Origin of the sequence: Isoptericola sp. NPDC056605 (assembly GCF_042792795.1) — a bacterium.
In the GTDB taxonomy this organism is placed as follows: Bacteria; Actinomycetota; Actinomycetes; order Actinomycetales; family Cellulomonadaceae; genus Isoptericola.
This window is the reverse complement of sequence record NZ_JBHTVT010000023.1, coordinates 1-17,280: the sequence shown is the minus strand read 5'-3', so window position 1 is coordinate 17,280 and position 17,280 is coordinate 1. Positions and strand designations below refer to the sequence as shown.

The following is a 17,280-nucleotide window of genomic DNA, read 5'->3' as shown; positions in this document are numbered from 1 at the left end:
ACGCAGGACGGACACCCCCCGCACGACCGACCCGAGGAGCACCGCCATGAGCATCCAGGCACCCCGCATCCAGGTACCGAGCGTCCAGGCACCGAGCGTCCAGGCACCGAGCATCCAGGCACGCGGGCGCACCCCCGCCGGGCTGGGCGACGTCGTCGTCCCCGGCGACGACGGCTACGAGGAGGCACGACGCACCGTCTTCGCCACCGGCTCCCCCGCGCTGGTCACGCGACCCCGCGACGAGGCGGAGGTGGCGGCCGCCGTGGCGTACGCGGCCCGCGAGGGGCTGCCCCTGTCGGTCCGCTCGGGCGGGCACGGCCTCACCGGCCGCGCCACCAACGACGGCGGCCTCGTGGTGGACCTGCGCCACCTGGACGCGGTCGAGGTCGTGGATGCGCACCACAGGCTGGTGCGGGTGGGCGCCGGCGCCACGTGGGGTCGGGTCGCGGCGGCGCTCGCGCCGCACGGCCTGGCGATCTCCTCCGGCGACACCGCGAGCGTCGGCGTGGGCGGGCTGACGCTCGGCGGCGGCGTCGGGTGGATGGTGCGCCGGCACGGCCTGACCGTCGACGCCCTGGTCGGGGCCCGGGTGGTGCTCGCCGACGGCCGGACGGTGGTCGCGGGCAGGGACTCGCACGCCGGCCTGTTCTGGGCGCTGCGCGGCGGGGGCGGGGGCTTCGGCGTCGTGACGGGCGTCGACCTCGTCGCCGCCCGGGTGGGCGACGTCCGCTACGGCGCGATCGGCCTCGCCCTCGACGACCCCGCCCGCCTCGTCGCGGGCTGGCGCGACGTGCTGCGCGAGGCGGACGAGGAGCTGAGCAGCACGCTGGTGCTGGCGCCGCCCGTGGGCGACCGTCCGGCGGCCGCGTCGGTCCTGGTCTGCGCGTCGCACGACGACGCGGCGGCGGCCGAGCGGGCGGTCGAGCCGCTGCGGCGCCTCGGCACGGTGCTGAGCGACACGGTCGCGACCGTGCCGTACGCCGACGTCCTCGCCGAAGGCGGCCACCACCCACCGGGCCTGCGCCTCGTCGGCCGCAACGTGCTGGTGCCGCGGCTGGACGACGACGTCGTCGCGGCGGTGGCCGCGGCGTCCGCGGGCGACCGGCCGGTGGCGCTCGCGCTGCGCGCCCTCGGTGGCGCGTTCTCCCGCGTGCTGCCCGACGCGACCACGTTCGCCCACCGCGACGCGGAGGCGCTGGTGGTGGGCGGCACCGTCGTCCCTCAGGACGCGTCCGACGCCGACGTCGAGGACGCCCTCGCCTGCTGGCGCGGCGTCGCCGCCCACGGCACGGGCGCGTACGTGAACTTCCAGGGCTCCGACACCGCGGCCGACCTGGAGGCGGCGTACCCGCCCGCGACGCTCGCCCGGCTGCGCGCGGTCAAGCGGTCCTACGACCCGGGCGGTCTGTTCGGGCGCCACCTGGACGGTGCGCCCACCGGTGCGCCCGCCGGTGCGCCCGGGTCGGGGGCGGCGTCGTGAGCGCCGCGTTCGAGGCCGAGGGTCTCGTCAAGGCGTTCGGCCCGACGACGGCGCTCGACGGCGTCGACCTGCGCGCCGAGCGCGGCACGGTGCTCGGCGTCCTGGGCCCCAACGGGGCGGGCAAGACCACCGCCATCCGCGTGCTGGCGACGCTGCTGCGGGCCGACGCCGGCCGGGCGGTGGTGGACGGGCTGGACGTGGGCCGCGACCCCGTCGAGGTGCGCCGCCGCATCGGCCTCACCGGCCAGTACGCGACGGTGGACGAGGACCTCACCGGCGCGGAGAACCTCGTCCTGTTCGGTCGCCTGCTCGACCTGCCCACGGCCGAGGCCCGCGTCCGGGCCGCGCGGCTGCTGGACCGGTTCGGGCTCACCGACGCGGGCGGCAGGCGCGCGTCCACCTACTCCGGCGGGATGCGCCGCCGCCTCGACCTGGCCGCCAGCCTCGTCGGCTCGCCGAGCGTCCTGTTCCTCGACGAGCCCACGACCGGCCTCGACCCGGGCAAGCGGGAGGAGCTGTGGCAGACCATCCGGTCGCTCGCCGACGACGGCACCACCGTGCTGCTCACCACGCAGTACCTCGAGGAGGCCGACGCCCTGGCCGACGAGATCACCGTGATCGACGGCGGCCGCGTCATCGCCCACGACACCCCGGCGGGCCTGAAGCAGCAGGTCGGCGGGCAGACGGTGGTCGTGCGGCCGCGCGACCCGGACCGGGTCGCGACCGCGGCGGGCGTCGTCGCGCGCGTGACCGGGGAGGACGTCGCCCCGCCGCACGGGGGCGTGGTCACCGCGTCCGTCGACGACGAGCGCGCGTTCTCCGCCGTCGTGCGCGGGCTCGAGGACGCGGACGTCGCGGTCACCGAGCTGGCGCTCCGCCTCCCGGGCCTCGACGAGGTCTTCTTCACCCTGACCGACGGCCACCGCACCACCCCGAGGGAGGAATCATGACCGCCACCACGACGACCGTCGCCACCGGCACCGCACCGCACCGCCGGGGCACGACGACGCCCCCGCGCCGCTGGCCGCTCGCCCGCCACGGCCTGATCCTGGCGCACCGTGCTCTCGTCAAGACCCGGCGCAACCCCGGCGAGCTGGCCGACGCGGTGATCCTGCCCGTCGTGTTCCTCGTCCTGTTCGTCTACCTGTTCGGCGGGGCGGTCGCCGGGTCCACGCACGAGTACCTCCAGTACCTGTTCCCCGGCATCCTCGTGCTCACCACGGTGCTCACGGGGCAGGTCGCGACCGGGCTCAGCATCGTGCAGGACATGAAGAAGGGCGTCTTCGACCGGTTCCGCAGCATGCCCGTGCCGCGCGCCGCGATGCTGCTGGGCTCGGTCCTCGCCGACGCCGTCCGGTACGTCATCGCGCTCGCCGTGCTGTTCGGCGTCGGGTACGCGCTCGGCTTCCGGGTCGAGACGGGGCTGCTGCCCGCCCTGGCCGCGTGCGGGCTCGCGATCGTCCTCGGCTTCTCCCTGTGCTGGCTCACCGTGCTCGTGGCGGTGCTGCTGCGCGACGAGATCATGGTGTCGACGGTGGGGTTCCTGCTGCCGTTCCCGCTCGTGTTCGGCACGGGCATGGCCGCGCCGGTCGAGACGATGCCGGGCTGGCTGCAGGCCTGGGCCGAGGTGAACCCGGTGAGCCGGGCGATCGAGGCCAGCCAGGGCCTGCTGCTCGGCGGCCCGGTCGCCGGGCCGGCGACCGCGACCCTGCTGTGGAGCGCGGCGTTCCTCGCCGTCTTCGGCACCGCCGCCGTGGTGGCCTACCGCCGGGTGGTGTGACGGGTGGCGCGACGGGAGATCCGTAACGTTTCAGGGCCTTGACAGGACGGCGTCGGGCTCGCCAAGGTGTCGAAGCGCTTCGACATGCAGAGCCCGGCGCCGACGCCGGTCCGGCCGGTCGGAGGCGCGACGTCCATCACCCGTGCGCGACGAAGGGCACACCATCGTGAAACGACCGCTCAGGACGACGCTCACCGCCCTCGCGGCAGGCCTGGCGCTCGCCGCCGGGCTCGCCGCCCCGGCCGGCGCCGCACCGGCGCACCCGCAGCACCCCGGGCACCCCGGGCACCCGACGCACCCCGGGCGCCCCGGACACCCGGCGCACCCGCACCGCGCCGCCGGCGCGGCCGAGACGGTGGCCGCGATGCAGCCTGGCTGGAACCTCGGCAACTCGCTCGACTCCGTGGGGCCGGACGAGACCGCCTGGGGCAACCCGCGCGTCACGCCGGAGCTGCTCGCCGCCGTCAAGGACGAGGGGTTCCGCAGCATCCGCGTCCCGGTCACCTGGGACGAGCACCAGGGCGGCGCCCCGGACTACGCGATCGAGACGGACTATCTGGACCGGGTCGAGGAGGTCGTCGACCAGGCGCTGGCCGAGGACCTGTACGTGCTGCTCGACCTCCACCACGACTCGTGGATCTGGGCGAACGCGATGTCCTCGGACCCGGACGGCGTGCGTGACCGCTTCCGGGCCACGTGGGAACAGCTCGCCGACCGCTTCCGCGACCACCCGGCCGAGCTGCTGTTCGAGAGCCTCAACGAGCCGCAGTTCGCGGACGTCGACGACGCGCAGGGCGACGTCCTGCTCGACGACCTCAACACCGTGTTCCACGAGGTGGTCCGGGCGTCCGGCGGCGGCAACGCCGACCGGGTGCTCGTGCTGCCCACCCTGCACACCAACGCCGGCCAGGAGCGGCTCGACGCCCTCGCCGGCACCATCGCCGAGCTCGACGACCCGCAGCTGGCCGCCACGGTCCACTACTACGGCTACTGGCCGTTCAGCGTGAACGTCGCGGGCGGCACCCGCTTCGACGACGTCGCCCTGGCGGACATGACGGGGACGTTCGACCGCGTGCGGAGCACGTTCGTCGACCAGGGGATCCCGGTGGTCCTCGGCGAGTACGGGCTGCTCGGCTTCGACCGGCACACGGGCACCATCGAGCAGGGCGAGAAGCTGAAGTTCTTCGAGGAGCTCGGCCACCAGGCCCGCGACGCCGGCGTCACGACCATGCTCTGGGACAACGGGCAGCACCTCGACCGCACCGGCTTCACGTGGAGCGACCCCGAGCTGTGGGCGCAGGTGTCGTCGAGCTGGACCACGCGGTCGGGCACCGCGTCCACGGACCAGGTCTTCGTGCGCCCGGGCGACGTGGGCGCGCAGACCGTCACGCTCGAGCCGCACGGCACCCGGCTCGAGGGGCTGTTCCTCGACGGCGAGCCGGTCGCGGCCGCGGACGCCGCCGTCGCGGGCGACGAGGTGACGTTCTCGGCCGCGTACCTGGAACGCCTGATCGGCGACGCGTCGCCCGGCGCGCACGCCACGATCGAGGCGCGCTTCTCGGCGGGGGTGCCGTGGCGGATCCACGTGATCGCGGCCGACACCCCCGTGCTCGCGGACGCGACGGGAACGGTGGCCGGCGGCGTGTCGATCCCGGCGCGGTTCCGCGGCGACCGGCTGGCCACCATGGCCTCGGTCTACGCCGACGGCAGCGGCGCCGGCCCGCAGAGCTGGACGCCGTTCCAGGAGTTCGACGCGTCGTTCGCCCCGGACGAGGAGGCCGGCGCCGTCCTGCTGCGCCCGGCCTACCTCGCCACCCTGCGCGACGGCGAGCCCGTCTCGCTGACGTTCCACTTCTGGAGCGGCGACACGGTGGAGTACACCGTGACGCGCAGCGGCGACACGGTCACCGGCACCGTCGCGAGGTAGCACCGCCAACCGCGAGGTAGTCCGCGAGCCCGCGAGGTAGTCACTGGACTACCTCGCGGGCGCGCGCACTACCTCGGCGGGTCCTCACGGAGGACGACGACGTCGGTCGGTTCGAGGTGCAGGGTCTCCCCCGCGACGACGGCGCGGCCGGTGAGCAGGTCGGTCCCCGAGGCGTGGGCCGCGACGTCGACGGCGTCGGACCGGTGGTTGAGCACGAACGCCGTCCGCGCGCCGTCGGCGCCCTCGCGGACCGCAAGCTCGACGTCGTCGGTGTCGGCGTACGGGCCGACGAGGCCGTGCCGGCCGAGCACGCGGCGGACCACCCAGGCGACGCCCCCGTCGTCGAGCGCCGTCGCGACGTACCAGGCCTCGCCGCCGTCCTCCCCGCCGTCGTGGCCTCCGGGGCGGTGGCGCGTCACCGCGGGCGTGCCCGCGTAGAACTCGGCGCCGTAGGTGCCGACGACCTCCGCGCCCTGGGGCACGAGCACCTCGAAGACGAGCGAGGCGGCCGCGACGGCGTCGTCGCCCGCGCCGTCCTTGAGGGTGACGGGGTTGGTGACGCCCGGCTCGGCGGAGTCGGTCTCCTCGACGCGCAGGCCGAACAGCCGACCGAGCGGCCCGGGGGCGTCCATGAGGAAGGCGTTCGCGTCCACGTCGGCGCGACCGGACCAGTACGACGCCAGCACGGAGCCCCCGCGCGCGACGACGCCCTCCAGGCGGTCGGCGACGTCGCCCTTGAGCACGTGCAGCATGGGCGCGAGCACGACGTCGTAGCGGGACAGGTCCGCGGTGACCGGGACGACGTCCACCTGCGCGCCCGCCTGCCACAGCGCGCGGTAGTAGGCGAGCACCGTGTCGACGTACCGGGCGTGCCGGTTGAAGCCGTCCGTCATCTCCGCGGCCCACCAGGAGTCCCAGTCGAAGAGCAGGGCCACGCGGGCGGGCGTGCGCGCGCCGAGGACGGCGTCGCCCAGCGCGTCGAGCTCGGCGCCGAGCTCCGCGACCTCCCGGAACGCGCGGGTGTCGGTGCGGCCGGCGTGGTCGAGGACGGCGCCGTGGTACTTCTCGCACGCCCCCTTCGACTGCCGCATCTGGAAGTACAGGACGGCGTCCGCGCCGTGCGCCACGGCCTGCCACGACCAGAGCCGCAGCACGCCCGGCCGCTTCACCGGGTTGACGTCGCGCGACGCGGTGATGGTCGGCGTCTGTTCCATGACCCAGAACGGCGCGCCGCCCTTGAGCCCGCGCATGACGTCGTGGGCCAAGGCCATGCGGGCGTGCTCCCGCTGACCGGGCGGGTAGTTGTCCCACGACGCGAAGTCGAGGTCCTCGGCCCAACGGTGGTAGTCGATCGGCCGGAACATGCCCATGAAGTTGGTCGTCACGGGGGTGGTCGCGTCGTGCGCGCGGATGCGCTCCTTCTCGTCGCGGTAGTTCGCGAGCATCGCGTCCGACATGAACCGCCGGTAGTCGAGCGTGATGCCCTGGAAGGCCGTGTGGTCCGGCCCGCGCCAGTGCTCGCTGAGCATGTTCGGCGGCACGACCTGCTCCCAGTCGCTGAACGTGTGCGACCAGAACGCCGCGTTCCAGGCGTCGTTCAGGCGCTCCAGCGTGCCGTACCGCGCACGCAGCCACTCGCGGAAGCCCGCGGCGCACAGGTCGCACCAGCAGCCGCCGTCGAACCCGCCGTACTCGTTGCCCACGTGCCACGCGACCAGGCCGGGCGTGCCCGCGTAGCGCTCGGCGAGGCGCCCCGCGAGCTCGGCCGACAGCCGCCGGTACACCGGCGAGCTGGGACACGCGTTGTGCCGCTGCCCGTACACGTGCCGCCGGCCCTGGAAGTCGGTGCGCTCCACCTCGGGGTGGCGGTGGGCGAGCCACGGCGGCAGCGCCCCGGTCGACGTCGCGAGCACGACGTCGCGGCCCGCGGCCACGGCGCGCTCGACGATCGCGTCGAGCAGCGCGAAGTCGTAGGTGTCCTCGTCGGGCTGCAGCGTCGCCCAGGAGAAGACGTTGAGCGTCACGGTGTCGATCGACGCCAGGTCGAACGCGGCGTGGTCGGCCTCCCACACCTCCCGCGGCCACTGCTCGGGGTTGTAGTCGCCGCCGTAGCGGACCTTGCGGCCGGCGGGCAGGTGGGCGGACATGACGGCGTTTCCTCCGGAGGTCGGTGGTGCGGGTCAGGCGACGAAGCGTGCGCGGACGTCGTCCAGCACGGGCTGCGCGACGCGCAGCAGGAAGGCGAGCCACGCGGCGGCGACGAGGGCGAGCACCAGCTCGCCCGCCACCCACACCACGCCGCCCGCCACGACGACGAGCGCGAGCAGACCGACGGTCACGGACGGCCGCCGGCCGAGGTAGTAGACGGACAGCCGGGCCACGTCGCGGGCGCGGAAGGAGAACAGGGACACGAGGACCAGCGCCTGCACCGCCCAGAGCAGCACGGCGAGGCCCACGGCGCCCAGCACGACGGCGTAGGCCACGGAGATCCCGGCGGCCTCGCGGTGCACGACGGACGTGAGGACGACGCCGAGCACCGCCGTCGCCGGCACCCACAGCCGCAGCGCGTCGAGCCAGCCCAGCCGCAGGCCGCGCACGAAGGTGCGGCCCGGCACGGGCTCGTCGGTGCCAGCGCGCGCGTGCAGCGCGAAGATCCCCGCGGCGAGGAACGGGGCCGCGGGCGCGAGGCAGAGCGGCACCAGCAGCGCGTTGCCCGAGGACCGGTCCAGGAGCGTGAGCAGCACCAGCGTCGGCACGCAGCCGAGGGCGACGAGCACCCCCACGACGAGGTACCAGTAGACGCGCGCCGTGATCCGGCCCAGCACGCCGTCCCCGAAGTCGCGGGGCGCCGCGGCCGCCATCAGGACGCCCCGCCGTCCTGGCCCGGCCCGCGACCGAGGATGCGCGCGTCGTCGAGCCAGGGCGGCGTCTCGTCGCGCACCGGGTCGATCTCCACCAGCGTGACCTCGTGCCGGGCGAGCGTGAGCGCCAGGTCGACCCGGCCGCCCGACACCTCGAGCGACGTGTGCGAGCGACCCGGCACCGACGCCTCGTGCAGCAGGTCGAGCTGCCGCGACGTCGGGGACGCCGGGCGGCCCAGGTGGCGCCACGCGCTGAACGCGTTGCCCTCGTCGTCGTTCACGCGCGAGCGGTGCACCGACGCCCGCCGCGTCGCGGCGTCGCCGACCGGGACGCTCAGCCGCAGCTCGTGCCGGTCCGGCTCCTCGGCGTCGGCGGTGCCGCCCACGGGCTGCCAGGCCAGCACCGTCACCCGGCCTCCGTCGTCGCGCGTCACCAGGTGGTCCAGGCCCCGGTGCAGCACCTCGGGGCCCATCCGCGCCATGAAGGCGTAGAGGTGGAACACCGGCTTGCGCAGCTGCCGGTGCCCGAGCATCCCGAAGCCGCCGTGGAAGACCGAGGTCGGGACGTTCTCCTCCTCGAAGACGTCGCAGAACGTCCAGTAGGAGAAGGAGTCGACGAGGTCGCCGCCCTCGGAGAGCACGGACGCCAGCGACGCCGCCTGGTAGGCGGTGTCGTGCACCGGGTTGTCCGGCCGGTAGCTGGTGCTGAATTCGGTGACATGGGCGGGCAGCCCCTCCAGCCGGGTGCCCGCCAGCAGCTTCGCCGGGACGGCGAACTGGTCCAGCAGGTCCCGCGGGTGCCGCAGCGTCTGGTAGGTGCCGAACGGCACGTGCTGGGCGGGCCCGGTGGTGTAGGCGTGGAAGGACACGAAGTCCACCGGGACGTCCCGCCGCTCGACGAACTCCGCGAACGGCGCCCACCACTCGTCCGCGCCGGGCGAGATCGCCGGCCCACCCACCTGCAGGTCGGCGTCGACCTCCTTCACCGCGGCCGCGGTGACCTCGTAGAGCCGGAAGTACGCCTCCTGCGACGCGCCCTCCCAGAACTGCGCCAGGTTCGGCTCGTTCCACACCTCGACCGGCCACCGCCGCACCTCCTCGAGGCCGTAGCGGTCGATCGCGTGCCGCACCACCGCCTGGACGAGGGCCGCCCACTCGCGATGGTCGCGCGGCGGCGTCACGTTGCCCTTCCACCAGAACACGGTCTGCTCCCCCGACGCGAGCGCCGACGGCATGAACCCGAGCTCGAGGAACGGCCGGATGCCCTGCGCGAGCCACGCGTCGAGCACCTGGTCGGCGTACGTGAACGCGTACCGCGTGCCACGGTGGCCCGCCGCGTCGTAGGGGCGGTGGATCCCGACGTCGTCGGACAGCAGGCCGTGGCCCCGCACGTAGCGGAACCCGATCTCCCGCTGCACCACCGCGAGCGAGTCCTGGTAGTCCTGACGCAGCGCGAGGTTGAGGCGGCCGGTGCCGACGCACCGCCGCCACGCCTCGGAGAGCGTGGCGGCGGGCGCGTCGGGGACGACGACGGTGGTCAGGGCTCAGCCCTCCTGGCGCGCCAGGGCGGTGTTGACGGTCTCGACGAGCTGCGTGGCGCCCAGCCCCTCGATCTCGGAGACGTACGCGTCCCACTCGTCGAGCGAGCGCTGGCCGGTGATGAACCCGGCGGTCGCGGACTGGACGGCGTCCTTGAGCTGCGTGTCGAGCAGCGAGTTCTGCTCGAGCTCCATCTCGTTGAGGCGGGGCGCCGGGGCCACCGGCAGCACCTCCTTGGCGTCGAGCACGGACCGGGTCCACTCCTTGACCTCGTCCGACATCACGGACTCGAGCAGGTCCTGCGTGGAGCCGTTCGCCAGGAGGAACACGCCGTTGCTGTAGCCGAAGTCGGTGTTGAGCTTCTTCGGCGCGCCCGCGTTGATCGCGTTCCAGCTGATGTCCTCGTTCAGCTCACGGGTGCCGTCCGAGCCCTTCGAGTACGTCTCGCCGTCCACGCCCCACTGGGCGAACTCGATGCCCTCGTCCGAGTAGTACTGCCAGTCGACGTACTGCAGCAGCGCCTTGAAGTACGGCTGCTCCGCCGCCTTGCTGGAGATCATCAGGCCGCTGGAGAGCTGGCTCGCGGCGAGGTTGCTGCCCGCCGGGCCGCCCGGGATGGTGAGCAGGCGGGTGGTGATGTCCTTGCCGCCGTCCTTGATCGCCGTGCGGTACGCCGTGATCTCCTGGGTGTTGCTGGACACGGCGGCGGACTTGCCGGACACGAACTTCTGGCGGGCCTGGTCGTCGGACTGGGTGATCTCCGGGTCCATGACGCCCGCGTCGACCCAGCCGTGCACCGTCTCCAGGAGCTGCTTGTACGCGTCGCTCGTGCCGTTGAAGACGTACTCGCCGGAGTCCTGGTCGAACCAGGTGTTGTTGTAGCCCCACCCGCCCGCGGCGCCGTAGTTCGGACCCATGACGTTGAGCAGCGCGCCGAGCGTGCTGACGTCCGTCCAGCGGTCGGAGAAGGCGTAGTCGAGGCCGGGGTTCGCCTCCTTGACCTTCGCCAGGTCCTCGGTGAACTCGTCCCAGGTGGCCGGGTCCTCGGTGACCCCGGCCTTCTTCCACATGTCGTCGTTGATCATGACCGTGTACTGCACGTCGGGGATCTCCCGCAGGCCCGGCAGGATGTAGTACTTGCCGTCGTCCTGGCGCAGGTTGTCGATCTCGTCCTGGAGGCCCCAGTCCTCGACCTTCTGCGCGAAGTTCGGCATGTACTCGAGATAGTCGGACACGGGCAGGAGCGCGCCGCCCGAGACGAACTGGGTCTCCTGGCCGGGGTAGGTCACCGGCATGAGGTCCGAGGCCTCGCCCGACCCGATGAGCAGCGCCTTCTTCTGGTCCCAGTCGGCCAGCGGCACGTCGGTGCGGGAGAACGTGACGTTCCGGTCCGCCTCGAGGTGCTCGAAGACCGACCAGTCGTCCTGCACCTCGTAGTCCGGGTGGTCGCGGTACATCAGCGAGAACTCCACCGGCTCCGTCGCCTTGAACGACGTGCCCGCCGCGAAATCGTCCATCGCGCCGACGGAGTGGTCCGCGTCGATGGTGGCGGCGTCCGGGCTCGCGCCGTCGCCGCCGTCGTCGCCTCCCCCGCTGCCGCAGGCCGCCAGCGTCAGGGCCAGGGTCGTCAGCGACGCGGCCGCGACGGCCGCCCGCATCCGGGTGTTCCTCATGTCTTCTCCTCGTGTGACGAGCGTCGTCGCTCTCGAGCGGGATGTGGTGCGTGCAGTGCGGGTGATGACCGGCCCGTCAGCCCTTGACGGAGCCGAGCATCACGCCGGAGACGAAGTACCTCTGGATGAAGGGGTAGAAGCAGATGATCGGCAGCACGGTGAGCAGCATCGTCACGGACTGGATGTTCGCGCCGATCTGCACGGCGTCCTGCGTCGGGTCGGCCGCCGGCGACGCCGCGGCGATCATGTTCCGCAGGTAGACGGTGACCGGGAACAGCTCCTTCTGGTCCAGGTAGAGGAAGGCGTTGAACCACGAGTTCCACAGGCCGACGGCGTAGAACAGCGTCATCGTGGCCAGCACCGCCTTGGACAGCGGCAGCACGATCCGGAAGAAGATCCCGTACGTCGTGAGGCCGTCGATCGCGGCCGCCTCCTCGAGGTCGCTCGGGAAGTTCTCGAAGAACGACTTCATGACCAGGAGGTTGAACACCGAGATGGCACCGGGCAGCACGATCGCCCAGAGGGTGTTCCGCATCCCCAGCACGTCGGCGACGAGGATGTAGTTCGGGATCAGGCCGCCGCTGAAGAACATCGTGAAGACCGCGATGCCGATGAAGAACGTGCGGCCCTTGAGGTGGCGGCGGCTCAGCGCGTAGGCGTACGGGGTGGTGAGCGCCATCGACACGAACGTGCCGACCACCGTGTAGACGACGGTGTTCTTGTAGTTGGTCCAGAACATCGCGTCGCCCATGACGTACTGGAACGTCTCGACGTTGAACCCCCGCGGCAGGAGGTTGACCTCGCCGGCGGCGATGAAGCCCTCCGACGAGAACGCCTTCGCCACGAGGTTCACGAACGGGTACAGCGTCACGGCGCACACCACGAGGAGCACGACGACGTTGGCCACCTTGAAGGTGCGGTACCCGGCCGTGTCCTTGACGGTCGTCGCCTCGGTCCGGACGGCGGCGAGGTCGGGGGTGGGCATGCCGGTCACCACAGCGAGGCTCCTACCGTGCGGCGCGAGACGAAGTTCGCGGTGAGGACGAGGACCAGGCCGATGAGCGCCTCGAAGAGGCCGATCGCCGTGCCGTAGGAGAACTGGGCCGACTGGATGCCCACCCGGTACAGGTACGTCGAGATGACGTCCGCCGTGGAGTAGATCAGCGGGTTCTGCAGCAGCAGGACCTTCTCGAACCCGACCGCCATGAAGGAGCCGATGTTGAGGATGAGCAGCACCATCATCGTGGGGCGGATGCCGGGCAGCGTGATGTGCCAGGTCTGCTGCCAGCGGTTCGCGCCGTCGATGCGGGCCGCCTCGTAGAGCTGGTCGTCGACGGTCGTCAGCGCGGCGAGGTAGAGGATCGTGCCCCAGCCGACGGTCTGCCAGACCTCCGAGCTCACGTAGATCGTGCGGAACCAGTCGGGCTGCTGCATGAACGCGATCGCGTCGCCGCCGAACGCCTCCACGACCTGGTTCACCGTGCCGCTCACCGCGGTGAGCTGGAGCACGAGCCCCGCGACGATGACGATCGACATGAAGTGCGGCAGGTAGGAGATCGTCTGCACGATCTTCTTGAACCGGCGCGACCGCAGCTCGTTGAGCATGAGCGCGAGGATGATCGGCAGCGGGAAGCAGATCGCCAGCGTCAGCAGGCCCAGCACCACGGTGTTCCAGAACACCTGCCAGAACTGCTGGTTGTGGATGAACATCTCGAAGTAGTAGAAGCCGACCCACTCGTCGCCCAGCGGGCTGCCGCCGGGGCGGAACCGGCGGAACGCGATGACGTTCCCGATCATCGGCACGTACTTGAAGATCAGGAAGAACAGCACCGGCAGGACGACGAACGAGTACAGCCGCCAGTCCTTGCGCAGCGCCTGGCGCCACGTGGTGCGCGCCCGCCCTTGCCGCCGTGGTTCGTCCCGCGGTGGTGGTGACGACGGTGCGTCGTCGATCGGCGGGACGGTCGTCACCATCCCTGCGGCCTGCGCCATGAGTCCCCCAGCCGTCACGTCGTCGTGTGGTCCGCCGGTCGCAACCTCGCGCCGACGATCCGAAAGTTTCGTCATTGAAAACGTTCTCCAACTGCGGCCGAGAGTAGGGGGAGCTTTCGGTGATGGTCAAGCACCCGGCCGATCACGGTCTGATCACGGCGCCCGTGAACGTCCAGAGCACGCCCGAGGTCGTGTACGGTCGAGCCGAAACTTGCGGTCGATCGCCCGAGCGCGACGCCGCGTCACGACAGGACGGACGATGAGCACCCCCACCCCGCAGGGCCCGACGCCGACGATCGCCGAGATCGCCCGGGAGCTCGGCGTGTCCGCACCCACGGTGTCGAAGGTGCTGAACGGCAGGACCGACGTCGCGCCGGCCACCCGCGACCGCGTGGAGGCCGCGCTGGAGCGGCACCGCTACCGGCGCCGCCGGGCCGTGGCTCCCCCGGTCGGCGCGGGGCTCGTGGACCTCGTCTTCCACCGGGTCGGCTCGGCCTGGTCCACGGAGATCATCCGCGGCGTGGAGGACGCCGCCGCGGCCGCCGGGGTGAGCGTCATCCTGTCCGAGCTGGGCGGGAAGCACCGCCCGCCGACCACCTGGCTCGAGACGACGCTCTCCCGCCCGCCGCTGGGCGTGCTGCTCGTCGCGGCCAGCCTCAGCTCGTCGCAGCGGCCCCGCCTCACCACGCGCGGCATCCCCTACGTGGTCATCGACACCGACGGCGAGCCCCCGCCCGACGTGCCCACGGTGGGGTCGGACAACTGGAGCGGGGGGCTCGCGGCGACGCGGCACCTGCTCGAGCTGGGGCACCGGCGCATCGCCGCCATCTCGGGCCCGGGCAACATGCTGTGCGCCCGCGCGCGCCTCGACGGGTACCGCACCGCGCTCGAGGAGGCCGGGATCGCCTTCGACCCCACGCTGGTGCGGTCGGGCAACTTCGAGGTGGAGTCCGGTTACCGCTCCGGCAGCGAGCTGCTCGACCTGCCCGAGCGCCCGACCGCCGTCTTCGCCGGGTCGGACATGCAGGGCATCGGCCTGCTGCGGGCCGCGCAGGAACGCGGCCTCTCCGTGCCGCGCGACGTGTCCGTCGTCGGGTACGACGACCTGCCCCTGGCGACCTGGACCGCGCCCGCGCTGACCACGGTCCGCCAGCCGCTGCTCGAGATGGCGACCACCGCGACGCGGCTGCTGCTCGACCTCGCCCGTGGCGAGACGCCGATGGCCCGGCGGGTCAACCTCGCCACCGGCCTCGTCGTCCGGGAGTCCACCGCTCCCCCGCCGAGGTAGCACCGGCCACCGCGAGGTAGCACGAGACCCCGCGAGGTAGTTCCAGGAACCGCGAGGTAGTGGACTACCTCGGCAGGACTCGGACTACCTCGCGGGGTCTCGGACCAGCTCCGCGCTCAGCGCTGGACGCGCGCGCTGCCGCCGCCGGCGAGCTTGGCGACCTCGGCGAGGGTCGCCGTCGTCGTGTCACCCGGCGTGGTCATGGCGAGCGCGCCGTGCGCGGCGCCGTACTCCACGGCCTGCTGCAGCGAGTCGAGCTCCAGGAGCCCGTAGGCGAGGCCGGAGGCGAACGAGTCGCCGCCGCCCACGCGGTCGAAGATCTCCAGGTCGGCACGGTGCGTGGCCTCGACGAAGCCCTCGGCCCGCGACCAGGCGATGGCGCCCCAGTCGTTGACGGACGCCGACTTCACGCCTCGCAGCGTCGTCGCGATGACCTGGAAGTTCGGGTACGCCTCGGCGGCGGTGCCGATCATCGCGCGGAAGGCGCCGGTGTCGAGGTCGGTGAGGTTCTCGTCCACGCCCTCGACCTCGAAGCCGAGCGAGGCGGTGAAGTCCTCCTCGTTGCCGATCATCACGTCGACGTGGTGCGCGAGACGGCGGTTGACCTCGCGCGCCCGCTCGACGCCGCCGATGCCCTTCCAGAGGGAGGGGCGGTAGTTGAGGTCGTACGACACGATCGTGCCGTGCTTCTTGGCCGCGGTCATGGCCGCCTCGGCGACGTCGGCGGCCGACTCGGACAGCGCGGCGAAGATGCCGCCGGTGTGCAGCCAGCGCACGCCGGAGCCGAACAGGGCGTCCCAGTCCACGTCCTCGGGCTTCATCTGCGCGATCGCGGTGTTGCCGCGATCGCTGACGCCCACCGCGCCGCGCACGCCGAAGCCGCGCTCGGTGAAGTTCAGGCCGTTGCGCACGCTGCGGCCGATGCCGTCGTACTCGCGCCACTGCACCCAGGAGGTGTCGAGGCCGCCGGTGAGCATGAAGTCCTCCACGAGGCGGCCGACCTCGTTGTCCGCGAGCGCGGTGACGATCGCGCCGCGCAGCCCGAACGCACGGCGCAGGCCGCGGGCCACGTTGTACTCGCCGCCGCCCTCCCAGACGTCGAAGGAGCGGGTGGTACGCACGCGGCGGTCGCCCGGGTCGAGGCGCAGCATGACCTCGCCGAGGGCGACGGCGTCGTACCGGCACTCGGCGGCCGGGCGGGTGGTGATCGAGGGGTTCGTCATGGTGTCGGTGCTCCTTGCAGGCTCGGCGGCGGGCTCAGACGGCGGCCGCGAGGGCGACGGCCTCGGCGGTGCGGCGGGTGATCTCGGCCCAGTCGCCGGCGGTCACGAGCGACTTCTCGACCATCCACGACCCGCCGACGGCGAGCACCGGGGCGAGCCCGAGGTAGTCGCCGAGGTTGGCGGCGCTCACGCCGCCCGTGGGCACGAAGCGCAGGCCGGGGAACGGCGCGGAGAACGCCTTGATCGCGGCGGGGCCGCCGACCACGGAGGCGGGGAAGAGCTTGACGACGTCGATGCCGAGGTCGAGCGCGGCCATGATCTCGCTGGGCGTGGCGACGCCCGGCAGGACCGGGACGCCGTGCTCCTGCGCGCGGCGCACGACGGCGGCCGACAGCCCGGGCGACACGATGTAGCGCGCCCCGGCGTCGACGACGGCGTCGACCTGGTCGACGGTGGTCACGGTGCCCGCGCCGACGACGACCTCGGGCTGGGTCTGCGCGACCGCGCGGATCGCGTCGATGCCGCCGGCGGTGCGCAGGGTGATCTCGGCGACGGGGAGGCCGCCGGCGACGAGCGCGTCGGCGAGGCGTGCGCCCTCCTCGGCGCCGTCGACCACGACGACGGGCACGAGGCGGTGGGCGCCGAGCGCGGCGACGACGTCGCCGGCCTGGGTCGAGGGGGAAGACATCCTGACTCCGTTTCGCTATGGTGAACGTACGTTGTTCACTACGGAACACCATAGAGGACCGTCCCCGATGACCCAACCCCCCAGCCCGCTCGGCAGCGTGGACAAGGCGCTGCTCACGCTCGACGCGCTCGCCCGCGCGGGTGCCGGCGGCGTCGCGCTGGCCGACCTCGCCGCCGAGGTGGGCGCCAACAAGTCGACGCTGCACCGCACGCTCGCGGCGCTGCGCCACCGGGGGTACGCCGACCAGCGGCCCGACGGCGCCTACACCCTGGGGGCGGCGGTGCTCTCCCTCGGGGCGGCGTACCTCGCCGAGGACAACCTGCCCGGCCTGCTGCGCCCGGCGCTGGAGGCGCTGCGCGACGAGGTCGACGAGCTGGTGCACCTCGGCACCCTCGCCGGGCAGGAGGTCGTCTACCTCGACAAGGTGGAGCCGCAGCGCCCGTTGCGCGTGTGGTCCGCCGTCGGGCGGCGCATCCCCGTCGCGACGACGGCGCTCGGCCGGGCGCTCCTGGCTGCCGCGCCGGCCGGGGACGCCGAGCCCGACCCCACGCCCGACGCCACGCTCCGGGCGGCCCTCGCCGCGGCCCGGGATCGCGGGTACGCCACCGAGACCGAGGAGAACGAGCCCGGCATCGCGTGCGTCGCCGTCGCGCTGCTGCGCGCCGGCCGGCCCGTCGCCGCCGTCAGCATCACCGCGCCGGTCGAGCGCATGACCGGCGCCGCCCGCGACGAGCGCGTCGCGGCGCTGCGAGAGCTCCTGCCGCGGGTGCTCCCGACCGGCCTGACCGTCCCGGCGCCCTCGACGTAGCGTGTAGGGGGGGGGGCGCGC

The 17,280-nt window shown here is 73.1% G+C and carries 14 protein-coding genes; 6 read left to right on the top strand and 8 right to left on the bottom strand.

What is annotated here, in order from left to right; genetic code table 11:
- Window positions 1-46: 46 nt before the first annotated feature.
- The 4 genes from ACFQ8Y_RS19015 to ACFQ8Y_RS19000 all read left to right on the top strand — a co-directional run bounded on the left by ACFQ8Y_RS19015 (window position 47) and on the right by ACFQ8Y_RS19000 (window position 5,187).
- Window positions 47-1,480, top strand: coding sequence for an FAD-binding oxidoreductase (locus ACFQ8Y_RS19015; RefSeq protein WP_430586432.1), 1,434 nt, complete (start codon window positions 47-49; stop codon window positions 1,478-1,480).
- Window positions 1,477-2,430, top strand: a complete 954-nt coding sequence (locus tag ACFQ8Y_RS19010; RefSeq protein WP_430550751.1) for an ATP-binding cassette domain-containing protein — start codon at window positions 1,477-1,479, stop codon at window positions 2,428-2,430. The genes ACFQ8Y_RS19015 and ACFQ8Y_RS19010 overlap by 4 nt, the downstream gene beginning before the upstream one ends.
- Window positions 2,427-3,260, top strand: coding sequence for an ABC transporter permease (locus ACFQ8Y_RS19005; protein ID WP_430550752.1), 834 nt, complete (start codon window positions 2,427-2,429; stop codon window positions 3,258-3,260). The genes ACFQ8Y_RS19010 and ACFQ8Y_RS19005 overlap by 4 nt, the downstream gene beginning before the upstream one ends.
- A gap of 166 nt (window positions 3,261-3,426) precedes the next feature.
- The gene (locus tag ACFQ8Y_RS19000; RefSeq protein ID WP_430550753.1) at window positions 3,427-5,187 is read left to right on the top strand and encodes a cellulase family glycosylhydrolase; all 1,761 of its coding nucleotides are present in this window, start codon (window positions 3,427-3,429) and stop codon (window positions 5,185-5,187) included.
- 68 nt (window positions 5,188-5,255) lie between these two features.
- Here ACFQ8Y_RS19000 and ACFQ8Y_RS18995 read toward each other — a convergent pair whose 3' ends face one another.
- The 6 genes from ACFQ8Y_RS18995 to ACFQ8Y_RS18970 form a co-directional block, all read right to left on the bottom strand.
- Window positions 5,256-7,334: a beta-galactosidase gene (locus tag ACFQ8Y_RS18995; protein ID WP_430586431.1), complete on the bottom strand. Its 2,079-nt coding sequence runs from the start codon at window positions 7,332-7,334 to the stop codon at window positions 5,256-5,258.
- 33 nt (window positions 7,335-7,367) lie between these two features.
- Window positions 7,368-8,048, bottom strand: a complete 681-nt coding sequence (locus ACFQ8Y_RS18990; protein WP_430586430.1) for a glycosyltransferase — start codon at window positions 8,046-8,048, stop codon at window positions 7,368-7,370.
- The gene (locus tag ACFQ8Y_RS18985) at window positions 8,048-9,589 is read right to left on the bottom strand and encodes a xylan 1,4-beta-xylosidase (protein ID WP_430586462.1); all 1,542 of its coding nucleotides are present in this window, start codon (window positions 9,587-9,589) and stop codon (window positions 8,048-8,050) included. Before ACFQ8Y_RS18985 ends, ACFQ8Y_RS18990 begins: the two co-directional genes overlap by 1 nt.
- A 3-nt stretch (window positions 9,590-9,592) precedes the next feature.
- Complete coding sequence (locus tag ACFQ8Y_RS18980) at window positions 9,593-11,260, bottom strand: extracellular solute-binding protein (protein WP_430550756.1); 1,668 nt, start codon at window positions 11,258-11,260, stop codon at window positions 9,593-9,595.
- Window positions 11,261-11,336: 76 nt separating this feature from the next.
- Entirely contained in the window at window positions 11,337-12,245 is a 909-nt protein-coding gene (locus ACFQ8Y_RS18975; RefSeq protein ID WP_430550757.1) for a carbohydrate ABC transporter permease, read from the bottom strand.
- Window positions 12,246-12,250: 5 nt separating this feature from the next.
- Window positions 12,251-13,234 carry an ABC transporter permease gene (locus tag ACFQ8Y_RS18970; protein WP_430550758.1) on the bottom strand — a complete coding sequence of 328 codons (984 nt, stop codon included), beginning with the start codon at window positions 13,232-13,234 and terminating at the stop codon, window positions 12,251-12,253.
- 277 nt (window positions 13,235-13,511) lie between these two features.
- Between ACFQ8Y_RS18970 and ACFQ8Y_RS18965 the strand changes: the two genes are divergently transcribed.
- A complete protein-coding gene (locus ACFQ8Y_RS18965; RefSeq protein WP_430550759.1) occupies window positions 13,512-14,540 on the top strand; it encodes a LacI family DNA-binding transcriptional regulator in 1,029 nt (342 codons plus the stop codon).
- 116 nt (window positions 14,541-14,656) lie between these two features.
- Here the strand turns inward: ACFQ8Y_RS18965 and ACFQ8Y_RS18960 are convergent, their stop codons facing one another.
- Together ACFQ8Y_RS18960 and eda are read right to left on the bottom strand one after the other, a co-directional pair.
- Complete coding sequence (locus ACFQ8Y_RS18960; RefSeq protein ID WP_430550760.1) at window positions 14,657-15,763, bottom strand: sugar kinase; 1,107 nt, start codon at window positions 15,761-15,763, stop codon at window positions 14,657-14,659.
- Window positions 15,764-15,797: 34 nt separating this feature from the next.
- Window positions 15,798-16,451 carry a bifunctional 4-hydroxy-2-oxoglutarate aldolase/2-dehydro-3-deoxy-phosphogluconate aldolase gene (eda, locus tag ACFQ8Y_RS18955; protein WP_430586429.1) on the bottom strand — a complete coding sequence of 218 codons (654 nt, stop codon included), beginning with the start codon at window positions 16,449-16,451 and terminating at the stop codon, window positions 15,798-15,800.
- A gap of 67 nt (window positions 16,452-16,518) precedes the next feature.
- Between eda and ACFQ8Y_RS18950 the strand changes: the two genes are divergently transcribed.
- On the top strand, window positions 16,519-17,259 hold the full coding sequence (locus ACFQ8Y_RS18950) for an IclR family transcriptional regulator (protein ID WP_430565093.1): 741 nt from the start codon (window positions 16,519-16,521) through the stop codon (window positions 17,257-17,259).
- Window positions 17,260-17,280: the final 21 nt, after the last annotated feature.

Bases quoted from the DNA above. Each gene is read 5' to 3' on its own strand.
- ACFQ8Y_RS18980 (WP_430550756.1), bottom strand. From the start codon at position 11,260: ATGAGGAACACCCGGATGCGGGCGGCCGTCGCGGCCGCGTCGCTGACG.
- ACFQ8Y_RS19015 (WP_430586432.1), top strand. From the start codon at position 47: ATGAGCATCCAGGCACCCCGCATCCAGGTACCGAGCGTCCAGGCACCG.
- ACFQ8Y_RS18975 (WP_430550757.1), bottom strand. From the start codon at position 12,245: ATGCCCACCCCCGACCTCGCCGCCGTCCGGACCGAGGCGACGACCGTC.
- ACFQ8Y_RS18950 (WP_430565093.1), top strand. From the start codon at position 16,519: ATGACCCAACCCCCCAGCCCGCTCGGCAGCGTGGACAAGGCGCTGCTC.
- eda (WP_430586429.1), bottom strand. From the start codon at position 16,451: ATGTCTTCCCCCTCGACCCAGGCCGGCGACGTCGTCGCCGCGCTCGGC.
- ACFQ8Y_RS18965 (WP_430550759.1), top strand. From the start codon at position 13,512: ATGAGCACCCCCACCCCGCAGGGCCCGACGCCGACGATCGCCGAGATC.
- ACFQ8Y_RS18970 (WP_430550758.1), bottom strand. From the start codon at position 13,234: ATGGTGACGACCGTCCCGCCGATCGACGACGCACCGTCGTCACCACCA.
- ACFQ8Y_RS18960 (WP_430550760.1), bottom strand. From the start codon at position 15,763: ATGACGAACCCCTCGATCACCACCCGCCCGGCCGCCGAGTGCCGGTAC.
- ACFQ8Y_RS18990 (WP_430586430.1), bottom strand. From the start codon at position 8,048: ATGGCGGCCGCGGCGCCCCGCGACTTCGGGGACGGCGTGCTGGGCCGG.
- ACFQ8Y_RS18995 (WP_430586431.1), bottom strand. From the start codon at position 7,334: ATGTCCGCCCACCTGCCCGCCGGCCGCAAGGTCCGCTACGGCGGCGAC.
- ACFQ8Y_RS19005 (WP_430550752.1), top strand. From the start codon at position 2,427: ATGACCGCCACCACGACGACCGTCGCCACCGGCACCGCACCGCACCGC.